The 18669-nt window shown below is 46.0% G+C and carries 21 protein-coding genes; 9 read left to right on the top strand and 12 right to left on the bottom strand.

The window, feature by feature from the left end; translation table 11 throughout:
- Window positions 1–32 precede the first annotated feature (32 nt).
- Entirely contained in the window at window positions 33–920 is an 888-nt protein-coding gene (locus tag BEL04_RS13400) for a flavin reductase family protein (protein WP_066004680.1), read from the top strand.
- 3 nt (window positions 921–923) lie between these two features.
- On the opposite strand, the gene BEL04_RS13395 is transcribed toward BEL04_RS13400, so the two are convergent.
- The 5 genes from BEL04_RS13395 to BEL04_RS13375 all read right to left on the bottom strand — a co-directional run bounded on the left by BEL04_RS13395 (window position 924) and on the right by BEL04_RS13375 (window position 5863).
- Complete coding sequence (locus BEL04_RS13395; protein WP_066004678.1) at window positions 924–1943, bottom strand: asparaginase; 1020 nt, start codon at window positions 1941–1943, stop codon at window positions 924–926.
- Between the two features lie 33 nt (window positions 1944–1976).
- Window positions 1977–2744: a TatD family hydrolase gene (locus BEL04_RS13390; protein ID WP_066004675.1), complete on the bottom strand. Its 768-nt coding sequence runs from the start codon at window positions 2742–2744 to the stop codon at window positions 1977–1979.
- 70 nt (window positions 2745–2814) lie between these two features.
- Window positions 2815–3795, bottom strand: coding sequence for an FKBP-type peptidyl-prolyl cis-trans isomerase (locus BEL04_RS13385; RefSeq protein ID WP_066004673.1), 981 nt, complete (start codon window positions 3793–3795; stop codon window positions 2815–2817).
- Between the two features lie 69 nt (window positions 3796–3864).
- Window positions 3865–4845 carry an FKBP-type peptidyl-prolyl cis-trans isomerase gene (locus tag BEL04_RS13380; protein ID WP_066004672.1) on the bottom strand — a complete coding sequence of 327 codons (981 nt, stop codon included), beginning with the start codon at window positions 4843–4845 and terminating at the stop codon, window positions 3865–3867.
- Between the two features lie 7 nt (window positions 4846–4852).
- A complete protein-coding gene (locus BEL04_RS13375; RefSeq protein ID WP_066004670.1) occupies window positions 4853–5863 on the bottom strand; it encodes a bifunctional oligoribonuclease/PAP phosphatase NrnA in 1011 nt (336 codons plus the stop codon).
- A gap of 118 nt (window positions 5864–5981) precedes the next feature.
- Here BEL04_RS13375 and BEL04_RS13370 point away from each other — a divergent pair, with 118 nt between their 5' ends.
- Both BEL04_RS13370 and BEL04_RS24035 read left to right on the top strand, forming a co-directional pair.
- Window positions 5982–6401, top strand: a complete 420-nt coding sequence (locus BEL04_RS13370; RefSeq protein WP_066004668.1) for a nucleoside-diphosphate kinase — start codon at window positions 5982–5984, stop codon at window positions 6399–6401.
- A gap of 154 nt (window positions 6402–6555) precedes the next feature.
- Window positions 6556–6744 carry a hypothetical protein gene (locus BEL04_RS24035; RefSeq protein ID WP_139113040.1) on the top strand — a complete coding sequence of 63 codons (189 nt, stop codon included), beginning with the start codon at window positions 6556–6558 and terminating at the stop codon, window positions 6742–6744.
- On the opposite strand, the gene BEL04_RS13365 is transcribed toward BEL04_RS24035, so the two are convergent.
- Both BEL04_RS13365 and BEL04_RS13360 read right to left on the bottom strand, forming a co-directional pair.
- The gene (locus BEL04_RS13365; protein ID WP_066004667.1) at window positions 6731–7021 is read right to left on the bottom strand and encodes a DUF721 domain-containing protein; all 291 of its coding nucleotides are present in this window, start codon (window positions 7019–7021) and stop codon (window positions 6731–6733) included. The two genes, BEL04_RS24035 and BEL04_RS13365, sit on opposite strands and share 14 nt — an antisense overlap.
- On the bottom strand, window positions 7014–8114 hold the full coding sequence (locus BEL04_RS13360; RefSeq protein ID WP_066004666.1) for a DNA replication/repair protein RecF: 1101 nt from the start codon (window positions 8112–8114) through the stop codon (window positions 7014–7016). Before BEL04_RS13360 ends, BEL04_RS13365 begins: the two co-directional genes overlap by 8 nt.
- 133 nt (window positions 8115–8247) lie before the next feature.
- Here BEL04_RS13360 and BEL04_RS13355 point away from each other — a divergent pair, with 133 nt between their 5' ends.
- The 3 genes from BEL04_RS13355 to ytxJ all read left to right on the top strand — a co-directional run bounded on the left by BEL04_RS13355 (window position 8248) and on the right by ytxJ (window position 10125).
- Window positions 8248–8925, top strand: coding sequence for a tetratricopeptide repeat protein (locus tag BEL04_RS13355; RefSeq protein ID WP_066004665.1), 678 nt, complete (start codon window positions 8248–8250; stop codon window positions 8923–8925).
- Between the two features lie 136 nt (window positions 8926–9061).
- Entirely contained in the window at window positions 9062–9556 is a 495-nt protein-coding gene (gene ribH / locus BEL04_RS13350) for a 6,7-dimethyl-8-ribityllumazine synthase (protein ID WP_066004663.1), read from the top strand.
- A gap of 242 nt (window positions 9557–9798) precedes the next feature.
- A complete protein-coding gene (ytxJ, locus tag BEL04_RS13345; RefSeq protein ID WP_066004661.1) occupies window positions 9799–10125 on the top strand; it encodes a bacillithiol system redox-active protein YtxJ in 327 nt (108 codons plus the stop codon).
- Window positions 10126–10238: 113 nt separating this feature from the next.
- Here ytxJ and BEL04_RS13340 read toward each other — a convergent pair whose 3' ends face one another.
- Window positions 10239–10640, bottom strand: a complete 402-nt coding sequence (locus tag BEL04_RS13340; RefSeq protein WP_066004656.1) for an OsmC family protein — start codon at window positions 10638–10640, stop codon at window positions 10239–10241.
- Window positions 10641–10793: 153 nt separating this feature from the next.
- Here BEL04_RS13340 and lipA point away from each other — a divergent pair, with 153 nt between their 5' ends.
- Genes lipA through BEL04_RS13325 form a run of 3 tightly spaced genes read left to right on the top strand, consistent with a single transcriptional unit; the run spans window position 10794 to window position 13101 of the window.
- Window positions 10794–11672 carry a lipoyl synthase gene (lipA, locus tag BEL04_RS13335; RefSeq protein ID WP_066004654.1) on the top strand — a complete coding sequence of 293 codons (879 nt, stop codon included), beginning with the start codon at window positions 10794–10796 and terminating at the stop codon, window positions 11670–11672.
- Window positions 11673–11696: 24 nt separating this feature from the next.
- The gene (locus tag BEL04_RS13330) at window positions 11697–12248 is read left to right on the top strand and encodes an RNA polymerase sigma factor (RefSeq protein ID WP_066004653.1); all 552 of its coding nucleotides are present in this window, start codon (window positions 11697–11699) and stop codon (window positions 12246–12248) included.
- Between the two features lies 1 nt (window position 12249).
- Window positions 12250–13101 (top strand): anti-sigma factor domain-containing protein, encoded by an 852-nt coding sequence (locus BEL04_RS13325; protein WP_066004652.1) that lies wholly within the window; start codon window positions 12250–12252, stop codon window positions 13099–13101.
- A 278-nt stretch (window positions 13102–13379) separates the two neighbouring features.
- On the opposite strand, the gene BEL04_RS13320 is transcribed toward BEL04_RS13325, so the two are convergent.
- From BEL04_RS13320 to uvrA, 4 genes are all read right to left on the bottom strand, one after another.
- Window positions 13380–14876: an NAD(P)H-hydrate dehydratase gene (locus tag BEL04_RS13320; RefSeq protein ID WP_066004650.1), complete on the bottom strand. Its 1497-nt coding sequence runs from the start codon at window positions 14874–14876 to the stop codon at window positions 13380–13382.
- Window positions 14877–14920: 44 nt separating this feature from the next.
- Window positions 14921–15217: a type II toxin-antitoxin system RelE/ParE family toxin gene (locus tag BEL04_RS13315; protein WP_066004649.1), complete on the bottom strand. Its 297-nt coding sequence runs from the start codon at window positions 15215–15217 to the stop codon at window positions 14921–14923.
- Window positions 15217–15432 carry an addiction module protein gene (locus tag BEL04_RS13310; protein WP_066004647.1) on the bottom strand — a complete coding sequence of 72 codons (216 nt, stop codon included), beginning with the start codon at window positions 15430–15432 and terminating at the stop codon, window positions 15217–15219. The genes BEL04_RS13315 and BEL04_RS13310 overlap by 1 nt, the downstream gene beginning before the upstream one ends.
- Before the next feature lie 99 nt (window positions 15433–15531).
- Window positions 15532–18390, bottom strand: coding sequence for an excinuclease ABC subunit UvrA (uvrA, locus tag BEL04_RS13305; protein ID WP_066004645.1), 2859 nt, complete (start codon window positions 18388–18390; stop codon window positions 15532–15534).
- Window positions 18391–18669 lie beyond the last annotated feature (279 nt).

Here is an 18669-nt window from a genome sequence, read left to right as displayed (position 1 = left end):
AAACATTTCAACCTTACAACTTTCCCACAAAATTGAAAACTTTATCCATATCCAATCTTACCCCCGTCGAAATACAAACCTATCTTAACGCAGCTATAGCGCCGCGGCCTATCTGTTTCGCTTCAACCGTCGATAAGGACGGCAGCGTGAACCTCAGCCCGTTCAGCTACTTTAATATATTCAGTGTTAACCCGCCGATGTGTATATTTTCGCCATCGCGCAGGGTAAGCAATGGTACGACCAAGCATACCTTACAAAATATCCTGGAGGTGCCGGAAGTAGTGATTAACATCGTGAATTACGATATGGTGCAGCAAACCTCACTGGCAAGCGTAGAGTACCCCAAAGGTGTTAACGAGTTTGTTAAGGCCGGGTTTACCGAGCTGATGTCGGAACTGGTGCGCCCGCCACGGGTGGCCGAGTCGCCGGTACAATTGGAGTGTTTGGTTAAAGAGGTGATCGCGCTGGGCGAACAGAACGGCGCCGGTAATTTAATTTTATGCGAAGTTAAACTCATCCATATACAAGACGACGTTCTGGACGAGAACGGCAAAATTGACCAGGAAAAGATGGACCATGTGGCCCGCCTTGGCGCCGACTGGTACTGCCGTGTTACCGACGATAACTTATTCAGGGTAGAGAAACCGGTGCGCACGGTTGGCATCGGCGTAGATTCGTTGCCTGCGGCAATCCGTAACTCGGCCGTATTAACCGGCAATAACCTGGGGCAGTTGGGTAATGTAGAGGCCCTGCCGACCGACGAGGAAGTAGAAACCTTTAGCCGGACCGACGAAATGAAAGAGTTACTCGACGCAACCATCGGCGACAGCCATACACGCACGGTGCATCTGCATTTAAAAGCCAAGCACTTGTTGGATAACGGGCAGGTTAAGGATGCCTGGAAAGTGTTGCTGATGTAAAGGTTAATACCAGGTCAGTTCGCCGCGCAGGTCGGTTTCGAGCAGGCGGGCAACTTTGATCGGGTCTTGCTCCTGCCCTAATACATACATCATCTTGGTGATGGCGGCTTCGTAAGTCATATCGTAGCCATTGGCTATGCCCATATCTTTTAGCTGCTTGCTGGTTTCGTAGCGGCCAAGCTCAACCGTACCAACTTTACATTGTGAAATATCGAGTATCACCTTACCATTATCTATCGCTTTTTTGAGGCAATCGATAAACCAGGCATCGGTAGTGGTATTACCTGCGCCGAAAGTTTCCATTACTATACCACGCGCATCGGCGTTCAAAATTGCATCAACAACCTTGGGGCTGATACCCGGATAAAGCTTTAATACAGCAATATCATTCACCAGGTTTTTATGTGCTTTAAACGGTTCGTTTTTAGGTTTCAGAATATAATTCTCACTAAAACGCAAATGCACGCCCGACTCCACCAGCACCGGATAGTTTGGCGAACGGAAGGCCTCAAATTTAGACGAATTGTATTTGAACGAACGGTTGCCGCGGAATAGCTTATAATCAAAATAGATACCAACCTCAGGTACCAGTGCACGGCCCTCTTTCATCGACGACGCAATTTCGATAGCGGTCATCAGGTTCTCCTTGGCATCGGTACGGATGGCGCTGATAGGTAATTGCGACCCGGTAAATATTACCGGCTTAGCCAGGTTTTCGAACATAAAGCTCAATGCCGATGCCGTGAACGACATAGTATCCGAACCATGCAGGATTACAAAGCCATCAACCCTGTCGTAATACTTCTCAACAATGCCTGCAAGCTCGCTCCATATGTCAGGGTTCATATTCGATGAATCGATGATATCATCAAACGAGCGCACCTCTATCTGGCAGTTGAGGCGCTCCAGCTCGGGCACGTTATCCATGATCTGCTCAAAGTTGATGGGCTTGAGCGTCTTTGTTTTTGGATCAGTCATCATACCAATTGTTCCGCCGGTATAGATGATCAATATCTTAGTCATGGATGTTTCTGTTAATTTTAAATCAAATACCTGTTAAACCCCAAATATCAGTTTCGAATTGGCCGTGGTAACAGCCGATAAATATTCCATATCAACCTGGTGCAGGTCGGCTATTTTTTGTGCGATATAGCTTAGGTACGAACTCTCGTTAGGTTTACCCCGATACGGAACGGGTGTAAGATAAGGAGAATCTGTTTCTAAAACTATATGTTTCAGCTCAATTTGTTGCACAACCTGAGCTAAACCCGAATTTTTATAGGTCACTACCCCGCCAATACCCAGGTAAAACCCCAGTGCTGTTATTCTTTGAGCCTGCTCAAACGTCCCGGTAAAGCAATGGAAAATACCCCGCAGCTTTTCATCCTGCTCTTCCAATAAAACAGCATAAACCTCATCAAATGCTTCGCGGCAGTGGATCACAATAGGCAGATCTAAGCTTTTGGCATGTTGTATCTGCTTTTTAAATGCCTTTTGCTGAAGGGGTAAAGTGCTTTTATCCCAATACAAATCGATGCCGATTTCGCCGATGGCATAGATCGGATAACCGACCTTCGCACTCAATATCTGCTCCAGCTCAGCTTCCCAATCGGGGGTAACGTGGCAGGGATGCAGCCCCAGCATGGCAAAGCAATTTTGCGGATAAGTATTCACCAGATCAACCACGCGGGACACCGAAGCCAGGTCGACATTCGGTAAAAATAAGCGGCTAACCCCTGCATCAAAGCTACGCTGCATTAAGGCGGCGCGTTTTTCGGTATCAACTTCGTAGTATAAATGGGTATGGGTATCGGTTAGCACCATGCCGCAAAAATAATAAAAAAATGCCTCCTGTTGGTACAGAAGGCATCCCTTTTATGTTAGCTCATTGTCCTTATTTCTTTTTGGCGGGCGTTTTCTTAGCTGTTGTCCCGGTTTTCTTTACCGGCTTTTTGGCAACTGCCGCTTTATGCGGGTGCTTTACCTTTACCAACTCGAGCTCAAACACCAGCGGGGTGAACGGACGGATATCATCGCTCATACCACGCTCGCCGTAAGCCAGGCTGCTCGGTATCACAAACGTGGCTTTCGAGCCTTCGTTCAATAAAGCCAGGCCTTCTTCCCAACCCTGGATCACCTGTCCTTCACCTAAAACAAGCTTCAGCGGCTCGTAAGTACGGCCCGGATTATATACGCTCGACATTTTGGCCACCGGCTCCAAACTGGTATCGAATACCTTGCCTGCCAGCGTATGGCCCACATAGTTTACAAATACGGTATCGCCTTTTGCCGGTTTAGCTTTGATGGACGGCTGTGTAACCACATATTTTAAGCCTGAAAGCGTAGTGGTGGCATTCAGTTTCTGATCGGCAACGTATTTGGTTATCGCGCTTGCTTCGGCATCTTTTAACTGCTGCATTTGCGCGTTACGTTCGGCAATGGCATCAGCCAGCGACTGTACTCGCTCAATTTTAATGTTAAACGCCAGGTAACTGCCTTTGGTCAGAAACGGGGGGCGGCTTTCCTCGTGGCCTTTAAACAGCGAGTCGGTCGGCACTTTTACTATAGCGCTGTCTTTCTGATTAAACAGCGGGAAGATGTCCATCAGGTCGCCGACGTTTTGCGATGGCTGGATTTGTATTTTAACCGGGCCGCCGTTAGCATAGCTGCTGGTTAAAACCGAGTCTTTATCGGTCTTTTGGATAAAGTTAAAGGTGATCACATCGCTCAGCTTGATCCTGGTAGTATCGCCCGATTTGTAAATATGGTATAATACCCCTTTACTGGTTTTGGTAAAATCGGGGGTGGTTTGGGCTTTCGCCGTGCCAAAAAGCGCAGCGCTTATCAGCAATAAAACGCCATAACGTAAATTCATCTTTTTCTGTATCAAATAAAATGCCTCTCCGGTATTTGGGAGAGGCATGGTCAATGGTTGATTTTTATCTTATTTTTTGGTAGCAGGTGCCTGTGCCTGCGGTTGGGCCACCATAGGGGCGGCAGGTTTTGGTGCATTAGGGTTTGGATGTACGATACTCACAACTTCGATATCAAACACCAGTGGCGATGATGGTGGAATAGGACCACCGCCCTGCTCGCCATAACCCAATGAAGAAGGGATGATGAACGTGGCTTTAGCGCCTTTGCTCAGCAGCAGCATACCTTCGTCAAGGCCCGGGATGATGGCATGGGCGCCAACAGCAACGCGCATTGGCTGATATGGGTGCATTGGTGTCATTTTATTTTTGGTCGCAATATCCTGCAGGCTGGTATCGAATACTTTTCCGTTAAGGAATTTACCTACATAGTTTGCAACCACGGTATCGCCGGCGGCCGGTTTAACGTTATCGCCCGGAGTTGTGATAATGTAGTTTAAGCCTGAAGCGGTTTTGGTTACATTAAGCTTATTGCTTTCGATGTAGTTTTTGATCTTACCTGGTTCGGCAGCTTTTGCGGCATCGCCGATTGATTTAACATAAGCAGAAACTTTTTTCTGGAACACAGAATCGGCAACACCTTTTTCTTTCGGAATAACTTTTTCTATACGGATAGTATACACAAAGTACTTGCCTTTAAAGCCCGGAGGTTTTGGCTGGCCGCTCTTTTTAGCAACGGTATCGGCATTGATCTTTACCACGATGCTGTCGCCTTCGCCTACCAGGCTAAGTGCCGAAAGCAGGTCGCCTTTAAACGATGGTTTCTGATCGAGTAAAAATGCCGGGTGGCCACTTTCGTAAGTGCTCGATAATACAGAGTCGCCTTCGCTTTTGATTACACCGTTAAGACTAACAAAGTCGCCTTCCTTGATGGTTGCGCTGCTTTTATGGTCAACTATGTTGTATAGCATACCGCCATCGCCTTGCTTAAAACCGCCTTTACAGCCCGCCAGGCCTGCGGCTACTGCTAAAATCACTAACTTTTTTTTCATTTTTTTCTTATTGCATTAATAGTTTTTTGTATTCAGGTAATATTGATTTAAATTTTTGTACTACGTTTTCCAGCTTATCTGTCGAGCTGCCGCCTGCCGCATTACGGTGGCCACCGCCTTCAAAGTATTTTTTACATACCTCGTTAGCCGGGAAATCGCCGCGCGAACGCAACGAAAGCTTAACTTTATCGGGCCTCTCGACGATAAAAGCAGCTAATTTAATGCCTGTGATCGATAACGCAAAATTCACGATACCTTCGGTATCGCCCGTTACAATGTTGTAGTGTTCAAGTTCGGCACGGGTAACGCTGATCAGGGCCGTGTGGTAATCGTAAAATACCTCGAGCTTCTGTGTAAGGCAATGGCCCAGGAAGCGTAAACGACTTTCGGACGAGTTATCGTAAACCAGTTGGTGGATGCGCCAGTTTTCGGCGCCGGCATCGATCAGGTCGGCTGTGATGCGATGCACACCGGCAGTCGTCGTCGGGAAGCGGAACGAGCCCGAATCGGTCATGATGCCGGTATACAGGCAGGTAGCCACATCTTTATTGATGAGCTTTGGCTCCTGCATCTCATCCACAATAAACCTGTAAACCAATTGTGCCGATGCGCAGGCATTGATATCCCATACGCGGTAATCGTCAAAATCCTGCGGTTCGAGGTGATGGTCGATCATCAACTTAACCGCCGCAGATTTGCCAACAAATTCGCCCATCTCGTTAATACGCCCAAGGGCGTTAAAATCGAGGCAGCAGATGATATCGGCATCGGCAATAAGCTGATTGGAAAGCTCTGTTTGCTCGGGGTAAATAATCACATTCTCGTTGCCCGGCATCCAGTTAAAAATCTCCGGGTAATCGCTCGGGGTAATTACTTTGGCATGATGCCCCTTTTGTATCAAATAATTATACAAACCTAAAGATGAGCCCATAGCATCCCCATCCGGTTTATGATGGGTGGTAATGACAATCTGTTTAGGTTTGGCTAATAATTCTCGCAGCGAGGCTATCTCTAACATATTTTCAAAAGAGTTACAAAGCTAAATAAATAAATCAAATACAAAACCATGTATTTTATTATTAACACTTTATGATACGGCTTTAAAAACATATTTTTGCGGCACTTTTAATACTGATATGGAATCGAACAAAACATTCACGATGATTAAACCCGATGCTGTTGCCAATGGACACATCGGTGCTATTTTAGACAAGATCACCAAAAGCGGCTTTAAGATAGTTGCCCTAAAATACACCGCGCTGAGCGCGCAAAAAGCAGGCGAATTTTACGCTGTGCACGCAGGCCGCCCTTTTTATAACGACCTGGTGACCTTCATGTCGTCGGGGCCGATAGTTGCCGCCATCCTGGAGAAAGATAACGCCGTTGCCGATTTCCGTACCCTGATCGGAGCTACCGACCCGAGCAAAGCCGAGCCGGGCACCATCCGTGCGCTGTTTGCCAAATCGATCGACGCGAACGCAGTTCATGGTTCAGACTCGGACGAGAACGCACAAATTGAAGGCAGTTTCTTCTTCTCGGCTTTCGAGAAATTTTAATCAAAACGCTCAAGCTATTGGTTTTTAATTAAAGTATGCTAAATTTGGATGCGCTTTAATTAAAAACCATTGTTTGGCACAAAGCTTGTACAATAAAAACCGTTGTTTTTGGTTTTACGTACGTTAAGCAGTTTAATTTTAGCCCCACATTAACATGAAAAGAGTATTAAAAGCAGTGATTTACGCTATTACAACAGTATTGTTGTTACTCTTTTGCATCTATATATTCCGCTTTCATCCCGAAATACAATTTGCCTTTTTATTACCGGGTTTATTTTTGATCCTGTTTTCGGCATTTTTGAACGATTTCTCCAGCAAATCGCGCATGGTCAGAGGAAAATAATCTCCTCAATCAAAACAGTCCCCGCTTTTTCGTTTATTTTCTCGATGATCTGCAATTTCATGAGCTGTATCTCGTTTCTAACTACTGATGATTCTATCCGCAGAAAGAGCTTTTTTTCGTAGATGTAGATTTCTTTGGTCCGATTGGCGACAGATTTCCCCATCAGGTCGCCCCAGTGCACCACAACCGATGTTTCCTCAAACTTTCGTTTAAGCTTGTAAACATTGAGCATCTGCTCTATCGCTTCTTTAATCGGCTTATCGTTGGCTTTACGCATTTACGGCTCCTTTCTCAACCTTAAACAGGTTGATATCGATATTGAGGTTATTAAAAATGCCCTGCATCCGCCCGGCGCTGGTATCGGTGATGAACACCTGCCCGAAATCATTGTCGGATACCATTTGCATCAGTTTATGGGTGCGGTTTTCATCCAGCTTATCAAATATATCGTCGAGCAGCAGCAGTGGTTTATAACCTTTTTGCTGGTACAAAAAGGTATATTGCGCGAGTTTCAACGCAATCAGAAATGATTTTTGCTGCCCCTGCGAGCCAAACTTTTTCATGGCCATGCCATGAATGGTAAACTGCAGGTCGTCTTTATGAATACCTGTAGTGGTCCGCTCCAGCATGCGGTCGCGTTCGGTTGATTTTTTGAGTAAACCGGCATAATCATCGGTTAACAACTGCGATTCGTAAACCAGTTCGACCTGCTCGGCATCATTGCTGATAAAGCGGTAATGTTGATTGAATATCCCGGTAAAAGCTTCCATAAAAGCCTTCCGCTTTTCAAATATCCGGTTGCCCGATGCTATCAGCTGCTCATCATAAACCTCAAGCATCGCCGCATCGTATTTACCCGTATCGGCTATCAGCTTCAGTAAAGCGTTACGGTTGATCAATGTTTTATTATAGGCTATCAGTTCGTCGAGGTAATGGTTGTCTGTTTGAGATATGACGTTATCGATGAACTTGCGGCGCTCCTCGCTACCTTCAATGATGATACTGATATCGTACGGCGATATCATCACCAGCGGAAACAGGCCGATATGATCAGCCAGCCGCTGATATTCTTTTTTGTTCCTTTTAAACTGCTTCTTCTGGTTGCGTTTCAGGCCACAGGCTACAACCTCGCGCTGGCCGTCTTTTTCAAACGTGCCATTGATCATAAAAAAATCGGCGCCTTGCCTGATCTGCTGGCTATCTATCGGGTTAAAATAGCTTTTGCACAAGGCCAGGTAATGTATGGCATCAAGCAGGTTGGTTTTACCGGCACCGTTATTACCTGCAAAGGCGTTTACGCCGGGCCTGAACGATAATTCGGCCTCGGTATAATTTTTAAAATTCAATAAAGAAAGCTGCTGTAGATACATGCCGGGTTAATTTTCAAAGGTAATACTAAAGCGCCTTTCGGACGGCTAAATGTTACCGATTTATTTAAACAAAAAAAGCTATTGTTAAAAATGACAAAAAGCGTATTTTTGCACTCTTAATTTTAGAACAGAAATGTCAAATACCCAAGCGAATACGCCAGTTGTTAAGTCGGAAAACGAATTCGGAAAAACCGGAAAATTTGTTTTAGACAATCAAAAAAGCCTTATTTTCATAGCAGGAGCTATAATAGCCCTTATACTTTTATATTTTGCCTATCAGAAATTTTACCTTGCCCCCCGCGAATTGGAAGCTACCGAGCAAATGCACGTAGCCCAGGATTTTTGGGCGAAAAAAGATTGGGACAAAGCTATTAAGGGCGACGCCGGTTACCCCGGTTTTGAAAAAATCATTAACGATTACAGCAATACCAAAGCGGCTAACCTTGCTTATTTTTACCTGGGGACTGCTTACCTTAACAAAGGCGATTTCCAGAAAGCGGTTGATAATTTCACCAACTTCAGAGGCGATGATGCCGTGGTAGCCAGCGAAGCCCTGGGCAGCACCGGCGATGCTTATGTTGAACTGAAGAATTACGACAAAGCCGAAACCTATTTCAAAAAAGCTGTTGATAAAGCCAGCAACGACTTTTTAAGCCCCTTGTATCTTAAAAAATTAGGTTTGGTTTATGATGCCGAAAAAAATTACAAGTCGGCTGTCGAAACTTTTCAGAAAATAAAAACCGATTACCCAACCAGCAGCGAGGCGCAAACTATAGATGAGTATATTGCCCGCGACCAGGCACGTCAATAATATTTGTGAGTGGTGAATGGTGAGTTGTGAGTAGTTAAGCGCCCTTCTCCACCAGAAAATATAATATAGCGATGGGTTTGAAACCCATCGCTATCCGAAAAAACCACTCACCGCTCACTCATAAACCACTCACCAAATGGCCACCCAGCTTAAAAATCTTTCCGATTTTTCGAATACCGAGATACCTTCGGCAGCGCCGTATAAATTTGGCATTGTGGTAGCCGAGTGGAACGCCGAAATAACCAAAGCATTGTATGACGGCGCTTATCAAAGCCTCATCAGTAACGGTGCCCTGCCCGAAAATATTTTCAACTACTCAGTTCCGGGCAGCTTTGAACTCACGTCGGGCGCCGACCTTATGCTAAAAAACTTAAAGTTAGATGCCGTGATTTGCCTTGGTTGCGTAATACAGGGTGAAACAAGGCATTTTGATTTTATTTGCAACGCTGTTGCCAACGGCATCAGCAATGTGGCTATTAAATACGCAAAACCTGTTATATTTGGTGTGTTAACCACCGATAACCAGCAACAGGCTATCGACCGCGCCGGTGGCAAACATGGTAACAAAGGCGACGAAGCTGCAATAACTGCTATTAAGATGGCAAATTTAGCTGCAACTTTAAATACTTAATTACGTTTAACACCGTTATTGATTTAAGTACCGTTTTAGTATGAAAAAGTTGATCTACATTTTAGTTTTAGTTGCTGCCCTGGCTACAGTTGGCAGTTTATCGTCCTGCTCCGAAAGATTGTGCGCTGCTTACGGCACAAACCACAAATAAACAGGCATTTGTCAATTTTTTGATCCGCCCTGTTAAAGCCACATGGTTTTTATTTCCTTTGCAGTAGAATTAACACACACGAGAATTTTTTATGAGGTGGATTGCATTAGAATCGGCGGAGCAAATAAAAAACATTCAACAAAACCCCGGCTATACTATCATTTTTAAACACAGCACCCGCTGTTCCATCAGCATGATGGCCAAACGCAAATTTGAGTTAGATTGGGACGAACTGCCCGAAGATATTTCACTTTACTTTTTAGATCTCATCAGATACCGCGAACTATCCAACCAGATAGCCAGCGACTTCCACGTGCATCACGAATCGCCGCAACTGCTGCTGATTAAAGACGGCGAGTGCATTCTTGACCAATCGCACAGCGGGATATCGGTCGAGGAAGCGATGTCGGTACTTTAGTCCGAAAGACAGGAAGACCGAAAGTCCGAAAGTCATTTTATTACTTTTTTTCAAACTTCCGATCTTATACTTCTTCTTTCCGACTTCCGGACTTATCGGACTGCGGACTACACCTACCATCCAAAATCAACCGTCTTTACCAGGTCGGTATGCAGGCTGTAGTAAACGGGGCATGTTAAAGCCGCGTCAGCAAGCAGTTTCTTTTGCTCGTCGGTATAGACAGCCGGGAATTCGAATTTTATGGCGATCTCGGCCACGCGGCGCGGATTTGCCGCCATAATTTTGGTGATGGAGCATTTGGCGCCATCCAGGTCGATGCCGTCCTTAGCCGTGCGGATAGCCATAGTGGTTAGCATACAGGTACCTAACGATGTTGCCAGCAGGTCGGTTGGCGAAAAAGCCTCGCCTCTACCCTGGTTGTCGGTCGGTGCATCGGTTAATATTTTAGTGCCGCTCTGTAAGTGGATATTTTCGGTGCGGAAGCCGCCTACATATACTGTTTCTACTGTTGCCATTTTTTAGTGAATAGTGAGTGGTGAATGGTGAGTTGTTATTGTTTATTCGATATTTTTAGATGTGCTGCGTGCAGCATGCAATAATTGACACAAATCTAACAACTCAATAACCAATAACTTAATATCCAATAAATATTTCCCTACTTTTGTAACATGATTGAACTGCCGGTAGTGAGTGCGAACCAGGTACAACGCAAACCCGATTGGTTAAGGGTTAAATTACCTGTAGGCAAAGAGTATGCCCATGTACGTAGTTTGGTTGATACCCACAAGCTGCATACCATCTGCGAAAGCGGAAATTGCCCCAATATGGGCGAGTGCTGGGGAGCCGGCACAGCCACCTTTATGATTTTAGGCAACATCTGTACCCGCTCGTGCTCGTTTTGCGCGGTGGCTACCGGGCGCCCGCTGGCTGTCGATCTGGACGAACCCAACCGTGTGGCCAACTCGGTTAAGCTGATGCAGGTTAAGCATTGTGTGATCACTTCTGTCGACCGTGACGACCTGAAAGACGGCGGTTCAATCATCTGGGCCGAAACCATCAACGCCATCCGCCGTGAAAGCCCCGAAACAACCCTGGAAACTTTATTACCCGATTTCAAGGGCATCTGGGAAAACCTTGACCGCGTGATAGCCGTTCGCCCCGAAGTAGTATCACACAACCTCGAAACGGTAAGGCGCTTAACCAAAGAAGTGCGTATACAGGCCAAATACGATCGCAGCCTGGAGTGCCTGAGCCGTATATCTGCCGCCGGGCTGCGTACCAAATCGGGCATTATGCTGGGTTTGGGCGAAAATGAAGAAGATGTGATCCAGGCGATGGAAGATCTGCTGGCAGCCGGGGTACACATCCTCACATTAGGGCAATATTTACAGCCAACCAAGGCGCATCACCCGGTTATCGACTGGGTTACCCCCGAACAATTTGCGAACTACAAACGTATAGGAGAGGAAATGGGGTTCAGATATGTAGAGAGCGGGCCGCTCGTTCGCTCATCCTATCATGCTGAAAAACATCTGTTTGATTTTTAAGAAATCATTGTTACTTTCACATCGTTGAGTCCGAAAAGAAAAATATCACTGACCGAGGAGGAATTAGTACAGGCATTGCGCAACCGTGAAAAGATTGCTGCCGATGCTTTATATGATATGTATTCGGCATCGCTGTTCGGTGTTATTTCGCGCATCATTACGGATACGGCCGTAGCCGAAGATGTATTGCAGGAAACTTTTATTAAAATCTGGAATTCTTTTTCGGGCTATAGTGCCGAAAAAGGCCGCCTGTTTACCTGGATGGTAAATATCGCCCGTAACCTGGCTATCGATAAGGTACGGTCGAAAGATTTTAAGAACCAAAGTAAAAACCACGAGTTAGAAAATAACGTAACTTTTATCGACGAGCAAAGGAACACGGTGTATAAACCTGAATTGCTTGGAGTTAAAGACTTAGTTGATAAGTTAAAACCCGAGCAGAAAATTATTCTGGACCTGGTTTATTTTAAAGGGTACACCCATGTGGAAGTAGCCGAAGAACTGGACGTCCCTTTGGGTACGGTTAAAACCCGTTTAAGGATGGCGATTATGCAGTTAAGGAGATATTTTAATTAAAGTGGAAGACGTAAAAGCATATATGGAGACAGGGATACTGGAGCTTTATGTTCTGGGCGATATAAGCCCCGAAGAGAAGGCCCGGGTGGAGGAGATGGCTTCGAAATACCCCGAGATCAGGGCCGAAATAACGGCGATTGAAAAAGGGTTGGAAGCGTATGCATCAGAAAACGCAGTTGAACCGCCGGCACACTTACGCGACAGGGTATTGAACAGCCTGTTAACGACATTTGCCGACGATAACAAGTTTCCGACAAGAGAATTTTTAGAGAACGATATCGACGACGAGGTTGACGAGCCGGCCGGAAAAGTAATAGCTTTACCCGCTGCAAAAGCTAACAGTTTTTATAAATATGCCTTTGCGGCTTGTTTAGTAGCATTGATAGCAAGCCTGGCAGCCATTTATTCGCTGAACGCACGACTAAACGATTCGTACGGGCAGATCGCTTCGCTACAACAGCGCAATCAAAGTTTTGCCAACCAGGTAAATTACATGCAAGGCGAAATAGATATATTTCACGACCCGGCTTACAAACTGGTCCATTTGCAGGGCACGCCAAAGTCGCCGGCCTCGGCCATGACAGTTGCCTGGAACCCGGCAAAGAAAAAAGTCATGGTGGATATGCAGGATATGAAACTGCCGGCCAACGATCAGGAACATCAATACCAATTATGGGCCATCGTAGCGGGTAAACCGGTTAGCCTGGGTGTATTTGATGCTAAAGCCGACAGTACAGGCATGATACCGATGGACCAGGTAGCTAACGCGGCAGCCTTTGCCGTAACCTTAGAAAAACGCGGCGGGGTGCAAAACCCGACTATGAGCCAGATGATGGTTATTGCAAGTATCTGATCAGCAAACCGATATAAATCATTATTTAAAATATAAAAGCCATCCACACGATGGCTTTTTTTATATAACCCATCTGTTACAAAAAAATATTCAAAAAAGTGTAACTATCGGTATAGTTGCTACGTCTTATACTAAAAAGCGGGATAAACAGTTAATAGTGTGTTAATCGCTTTTTAAACATAGCAGTATAATTTTGCTGCTATTCAAGATATGAGTATTTCGTTCTTTATAAGGTCAGTTAATAGAGAAAACGGCTGTTGATACTTCAGCCGTTTTTTTTATGCCTTGAGTTTTGCCATAACAACCGGCATGTGTTTAGCAACTTCGCCGGCTACTACGGTTGTAAGTTTTGCAGGCAAAGCCAAATCATCCCCGGCCATGCCGTGCAGGTACACACCCATCAAACAAGCATCTTCGGGCAGGTAACCTTGCGCCAGCAGCGATGCGATCACGCCTGTTAGCACATCTCCCATGCCGCCACTTGCCATTGCCGGGTTACCGGTAGGATTAAAATATACCATACCTTGCGGGGTGCCGATGATGGTATATTGATTCTTCAATACAATGTATATCTTAAACTCTTTAGCTTTTTCGATAAGCTTTTCAATACGCCCCCACCAGTTTCGGTGTTCGCCAAACAGCCGGTCGAACTCTTTCATGTGCGGCGTCAGGATACTGTTCGCGGGAACTTTTTCCAACAGATGATTTTCGGCTACCAGGTTTAACGCGTCGGCATCGATCACCATAGGTTTATTAAATTCGGCAAATGCGGCTTGCAGCAAATTCAGGGCATCGGCATGTTTACCTAAGCCCGGCCCGATGGCAATAGCACTGAATTTATTCCACTCTGTTTTGGGCGGGTGATGATCTTTGCGCACAATAGCCATTACTTCGGGATGTGCAGTATTTAAAGCGATTAAACCGCTTTCGGGAATGCAGGCCGTAGTCAAACCGGCGCCGGTATGCGCGCAAGCCGACGAACATAGCAAAGCCGCACCCATGGTTTCGGGCTGACCGGCTATGATCAGCGCATGGCCATAAGTGCCTTTGTGTGTAAATTTTCTACGGAGTTTTAATTTGCTGGTTATATCTGCCTGCTCCAATAGCTGATACGGCGTATTTTGCTGCCGGATGTATTCGGGCTTGATGCCGATATCTGCCACCACAAAGTCATCCATGTATTTGGCCGACTCGGGCAGTAAAAAATTGATCTTGGGCTGCTGAAAGGTGATAACGAGATTGGCTTTTAATACGGCAGCATCCGCCGGCACCTCGCCATCACCCATAAAGCCTGTTGGGATATCGATGGCTATAACTTCCTTATCCAGGCTGTTCAAATGATCAACCAGTTTTTTATAAGCACCGGTTAATGGTTTATTTAAGCCGGTGCCTAACAAACCATCGATCAGGATACCGGCATCTTCTTCGGGCAGTTTATCGCCGGGATGTATCTCGGTAACTTCTATGCTTCTCAGCCGCTTCAGGTTTGTGTAGAAATCACCGGTTGATTTATCGGAAAACCGGGCGATTTTAACCTTAACATTTTTATAGCGTGCCTGATGCAGCAAACGTGCAATAGCTAAACCATCCCCGCCATTGTTACCTGTACCGCAGTAAACTGCAATATTTTTTTCCTTGTCGGGATAATGCTTGACGATGCATGTTACAAAAGCTTTCGCGGCACGCTCCATCAGGTCGACCGAGCTTGTGGGTTCGTGTTCGATAGTGTAGGCGTCGGCAGCTTTGATTTGCGGGGATGTGAGGAGTGGTTGCATGGTTAATGATAACTAATTTAACAGCAACATGCTTAACGGAAGAGTTACTTCTTATACCGTTTCGGTCTGCGGCTGGTATGAAATATCGAATACACCTGTACCAACTTTTTATTTTCGTCAACCCGGTAGATAATCTGATATGGGAATATCTTCAATGTTGCATGATGATAGCGTTTCGCAAACTTCACCACAAATTGATGTGGGTTCAATTCAACTTGTTTAAGATAGTCATTAACCTCGTCAATAAGATCATAACCCAGATCAGGTCTTTGTTCCTGATACCAATTAAATGCTTCCTGCAATTCTTCAATCGCAATATCAAGTAACCGGATTGTATACATTAAGTACGCACAAATCGTTTCCGAACTTCCTCCCAGGGCTGGCTCTTCATCTCACCATTTTCAAAAGCCTTTTCCCTGCTAAGTATTTCTTCTTCCTGCTCTTGCGACAAAGTAAGGTCGTCGTTAGTTCTGTAGCTAATGTTTTTTTTATGCAAAAACTCCAACAAAGCCTTTTCCTCTTCTTGATTATGGATATCAATGGTAAGTGTTGTCATGAGTATTACTTTATATTCAAATATAACGATTTTGCTCAACAAAAAGTTTAGCGGGTAAGCCCGAGTCTTTTTATCCAACAACCAGCACGTTCATCCGGTCTACTTCAACTTTGCCGTCAATTCCATTTCCTTTTTCAGGAATTTACCGGTAAAACTCTCTTTAACCTTGCACAAACCTTCAGGCGTGCCTTCGAACAGGATTTTGCCACCACCCGAGCCGCCTTCGGGGCCGAGGTCGATCACATGATCGACAACCTTAATTACGTCCAGGTTATGCTCGATAACTAAAACCGTATTGCCTTTATCAACCAGCAATTGAATTACACCTAAAAGCACGTTGATGTCTTCGAAATGCAAGCCCGTAGTTGGCTCATCTAAAATATAAAACGTATTACCCGTATCTTTCTTTGAGAGCTCGGTAGCCAGTTTTACGCGTTGCGCCTCACCGCCGGATAATGTTGTTGACGACTGCCCCAGGGTGATGTAACCCAAGCCTACATCCTGCAGGGTTTGTATCTTGCGCTGGATGGATGGGATATGCTCAAAAAACGAACAGCCGTCCTCGATGCTCATATCCAGCACATCGCTGATGGATTTGCCGCGATAGCGTACTTCCAGCGTTTCGCGGTTGTAGCGGCGGCCGTTACACTCTTCGCAGGGTACCTGCACATCGGGCAAAAAGTTCATTTCGATCACTTTCATGCCCGCGCCCTGGCAGGTTTCGCAGCGGCCGCCTTTGACGTTGAACGAGAAACGGCCGGGTTTATAACCACGTATCTTCGACTCGGGCAAACCAACATACAGGTTACGGATATCCGAAAATACGCCGGTATAAGTTGCCGGGTTTGAGCGTGGCGTACGTCCGATCGGTGTCTGATCGATCTCGATCACTTTATCGATATGCTCCAGCCCTTCTATCTTTTCGTAAGGCAGCGGGTGTTTCTTAGCACGGAAAAAGTGATGGTTTAATATCGGGTACAGCGTTTCAGTGATCAAACTCGATTTACCGCTGCCCGATACGCCGGTAACGCCAATGAGTTTCCCTAACGGAAAATCAACCGAAACTTTCTTCAAATTATGCCCGGTAGCTTTTTTAAGTGATAATGTTTTACCATTGCCTTCTCTCCTCTTTGCAGGAATAGCAATGGCGCGCTCGCCGTTCAAATACGATGTGGTCAGCGTATGTTCTTTCATCAATTGCGCCGGTGTACCTTCGGCAACAACGGTGCCGCCGTGCACGCCGGCAGCAGGGCCCATATCGATCACGTGGTCGGCTTCGAGGATCATGTCTTTATCGTGCTCAACCACTAAAACAGTATTACCCAGGTCGCGCAGGTTTTTCAGGGCGTTGATCAAACGGTCGTTATCGCGCTGGTGCAAGCCAATGCTCGGCTCATCAAGGATGTACATCACGTTCATCAGCTGCGATCCGATCTGTGTAGCCAGGCGGATGCGCTGCGCCTCGCCGCCCGAAAGGGTTTTGGCGGTGCGGTCTAAAGTCAGATAACTCAACCCTACGTCCAGCAAAAAGCCGATGCGTGCGCGTATCTCCTTCAGTATTTCTTTGGCGATGATGTTCTGGCGTTCGTTCAGGCGGCTCTCCAAACCATCGAACCAGGCGCTGAGGCTAACAATATCCATACAAGCCAGCTCGAAGATGTTCTTTTCATCCACCTTAAAATGCAGCGATTCCTTTTTCAAACGTGCGCCATCGCAAACCGGGCAGGTCTTTAAAACACGGAATGAATCCATATCGCCTAAAGCATCCTCGCCACGCTTTTCCTGCTGCTCTTCGAGCATTTTAACAATGCCGTCGAAACTGATCTGGTAATTGGTAACGTTCCATTTGTTGTATTCAACCGGCACAGTGATCAGTTCGTGCGAACCGTTGAGGATGACCTCCAGCGTTTCGCGCGGGATCTTTTCTATCGGTGTGCTTAACGCAAAATCGTACTTCTTGGCCAAAGCTTTCAGCACCTGAAATATCCAGGTTTCGCGGTATTCGCCGATCGGGGCCAGGCCACCATTCATGATGCTCAGTTTGGGATTCGGTATTACCGATGCCTCATCAACCTCGAAAATATAGCCCAGGCCGTCGCAACGTTCGCAGGCGCCGTAAGGCGAGTTGAAGGAAAAGGTATTGGGCTGCGGCTCATCGTACGATATGCCCGAAACCGGATCCATCAGGTATTTGCTGAAATAATACAGCTTGCCATCCTTATCAGCAATACGAATGATGCCCTTAGCCAACTTAACAGCAGTTTGGATGGAAGTATGCAGGCGCTTGGTATCGCTTTCGCGGATAGTCAGGCGGTCGACAACAATATCTATGTCGTGTATCTTGTACCGGTCGACCTGCATTTTTGGTTCCACGTTCAATATCTCGCCATCAACCCAAACTTTTACATAGCCTTGCTTGCGTATCTGCTCAAAAAGCTCGCGGTAATGGCCCTTACGGCCTTTCACTACCGGCGCCAGCACATTCACCGGCTGTCCGTCGAATTTTTCGAGGATCGTTTTCAGGATCTGGTCCTCGCTCATGCGCTCCATCTTTTCGCCAGATACGTACGAATAGGCATCGCCGGCGCGGGCGTACAGCAAGCGCATAAAATCGTAAATCTCGGTAATGGTGCCTACGGTTGAGCGCGGGTTTTTACTGGTGGTTTTCTGCTCGATGGCGATAACCGGGCTCAGGCCCGAAACTTTATCAACGTCCGGACGCTCCATGCCGCCCATAAACTGGCGCGAGTAGGCCGAAAATGTTTCCATATAGCGGCGCTGCCCTTCGGCATAAATGGTATCGAACGCTAACGACGATTTGCCGCTGCCGCTTAAACCTGTGATAACCACCAGCTTATTGCGCGGAAAGGACACATCGATATTTTTTAAATTATGTACCCGGGCACCATACACCTCCACTTCACTTTGCTCGCCAAGGTCGATTGTTTTTTCGCTCATATATTTTGCAGAAACAAGTATTTATAACCCCAAAAGCGCTCAACGGGTTTTACAATTTTGCCGCTTTTCGAAGCCTGCGAAGATACGGAAAAAACACTTGAAATACTACAGATTTTAGTAAAATGCAATTATTGTAAAGAATTGGATATTAGGATGACAGAGGGGGTGGATCAATTTGTTTGGTAAAGGCTAACAGGAGATAAATACAATCATATGATTATACATAGAAAGGGAAATGAATTATAATTCACAGGCCAAACATGGCTTACTGCTTTGAGC

Origin of the sequence: Mucilaginibacter sp. PPCGB 2223 (genome assembly GCF_001705515.1) — a bacterium.
GTDB lineage: Bacteria > Bacteroidota > Bacteroidia > Sphingobacteriales > Sphingobacteriaceae > Mucilaginibacter.
This window is presented reverse-complemented; position numbering and strand designations above follow the sequence as displayed.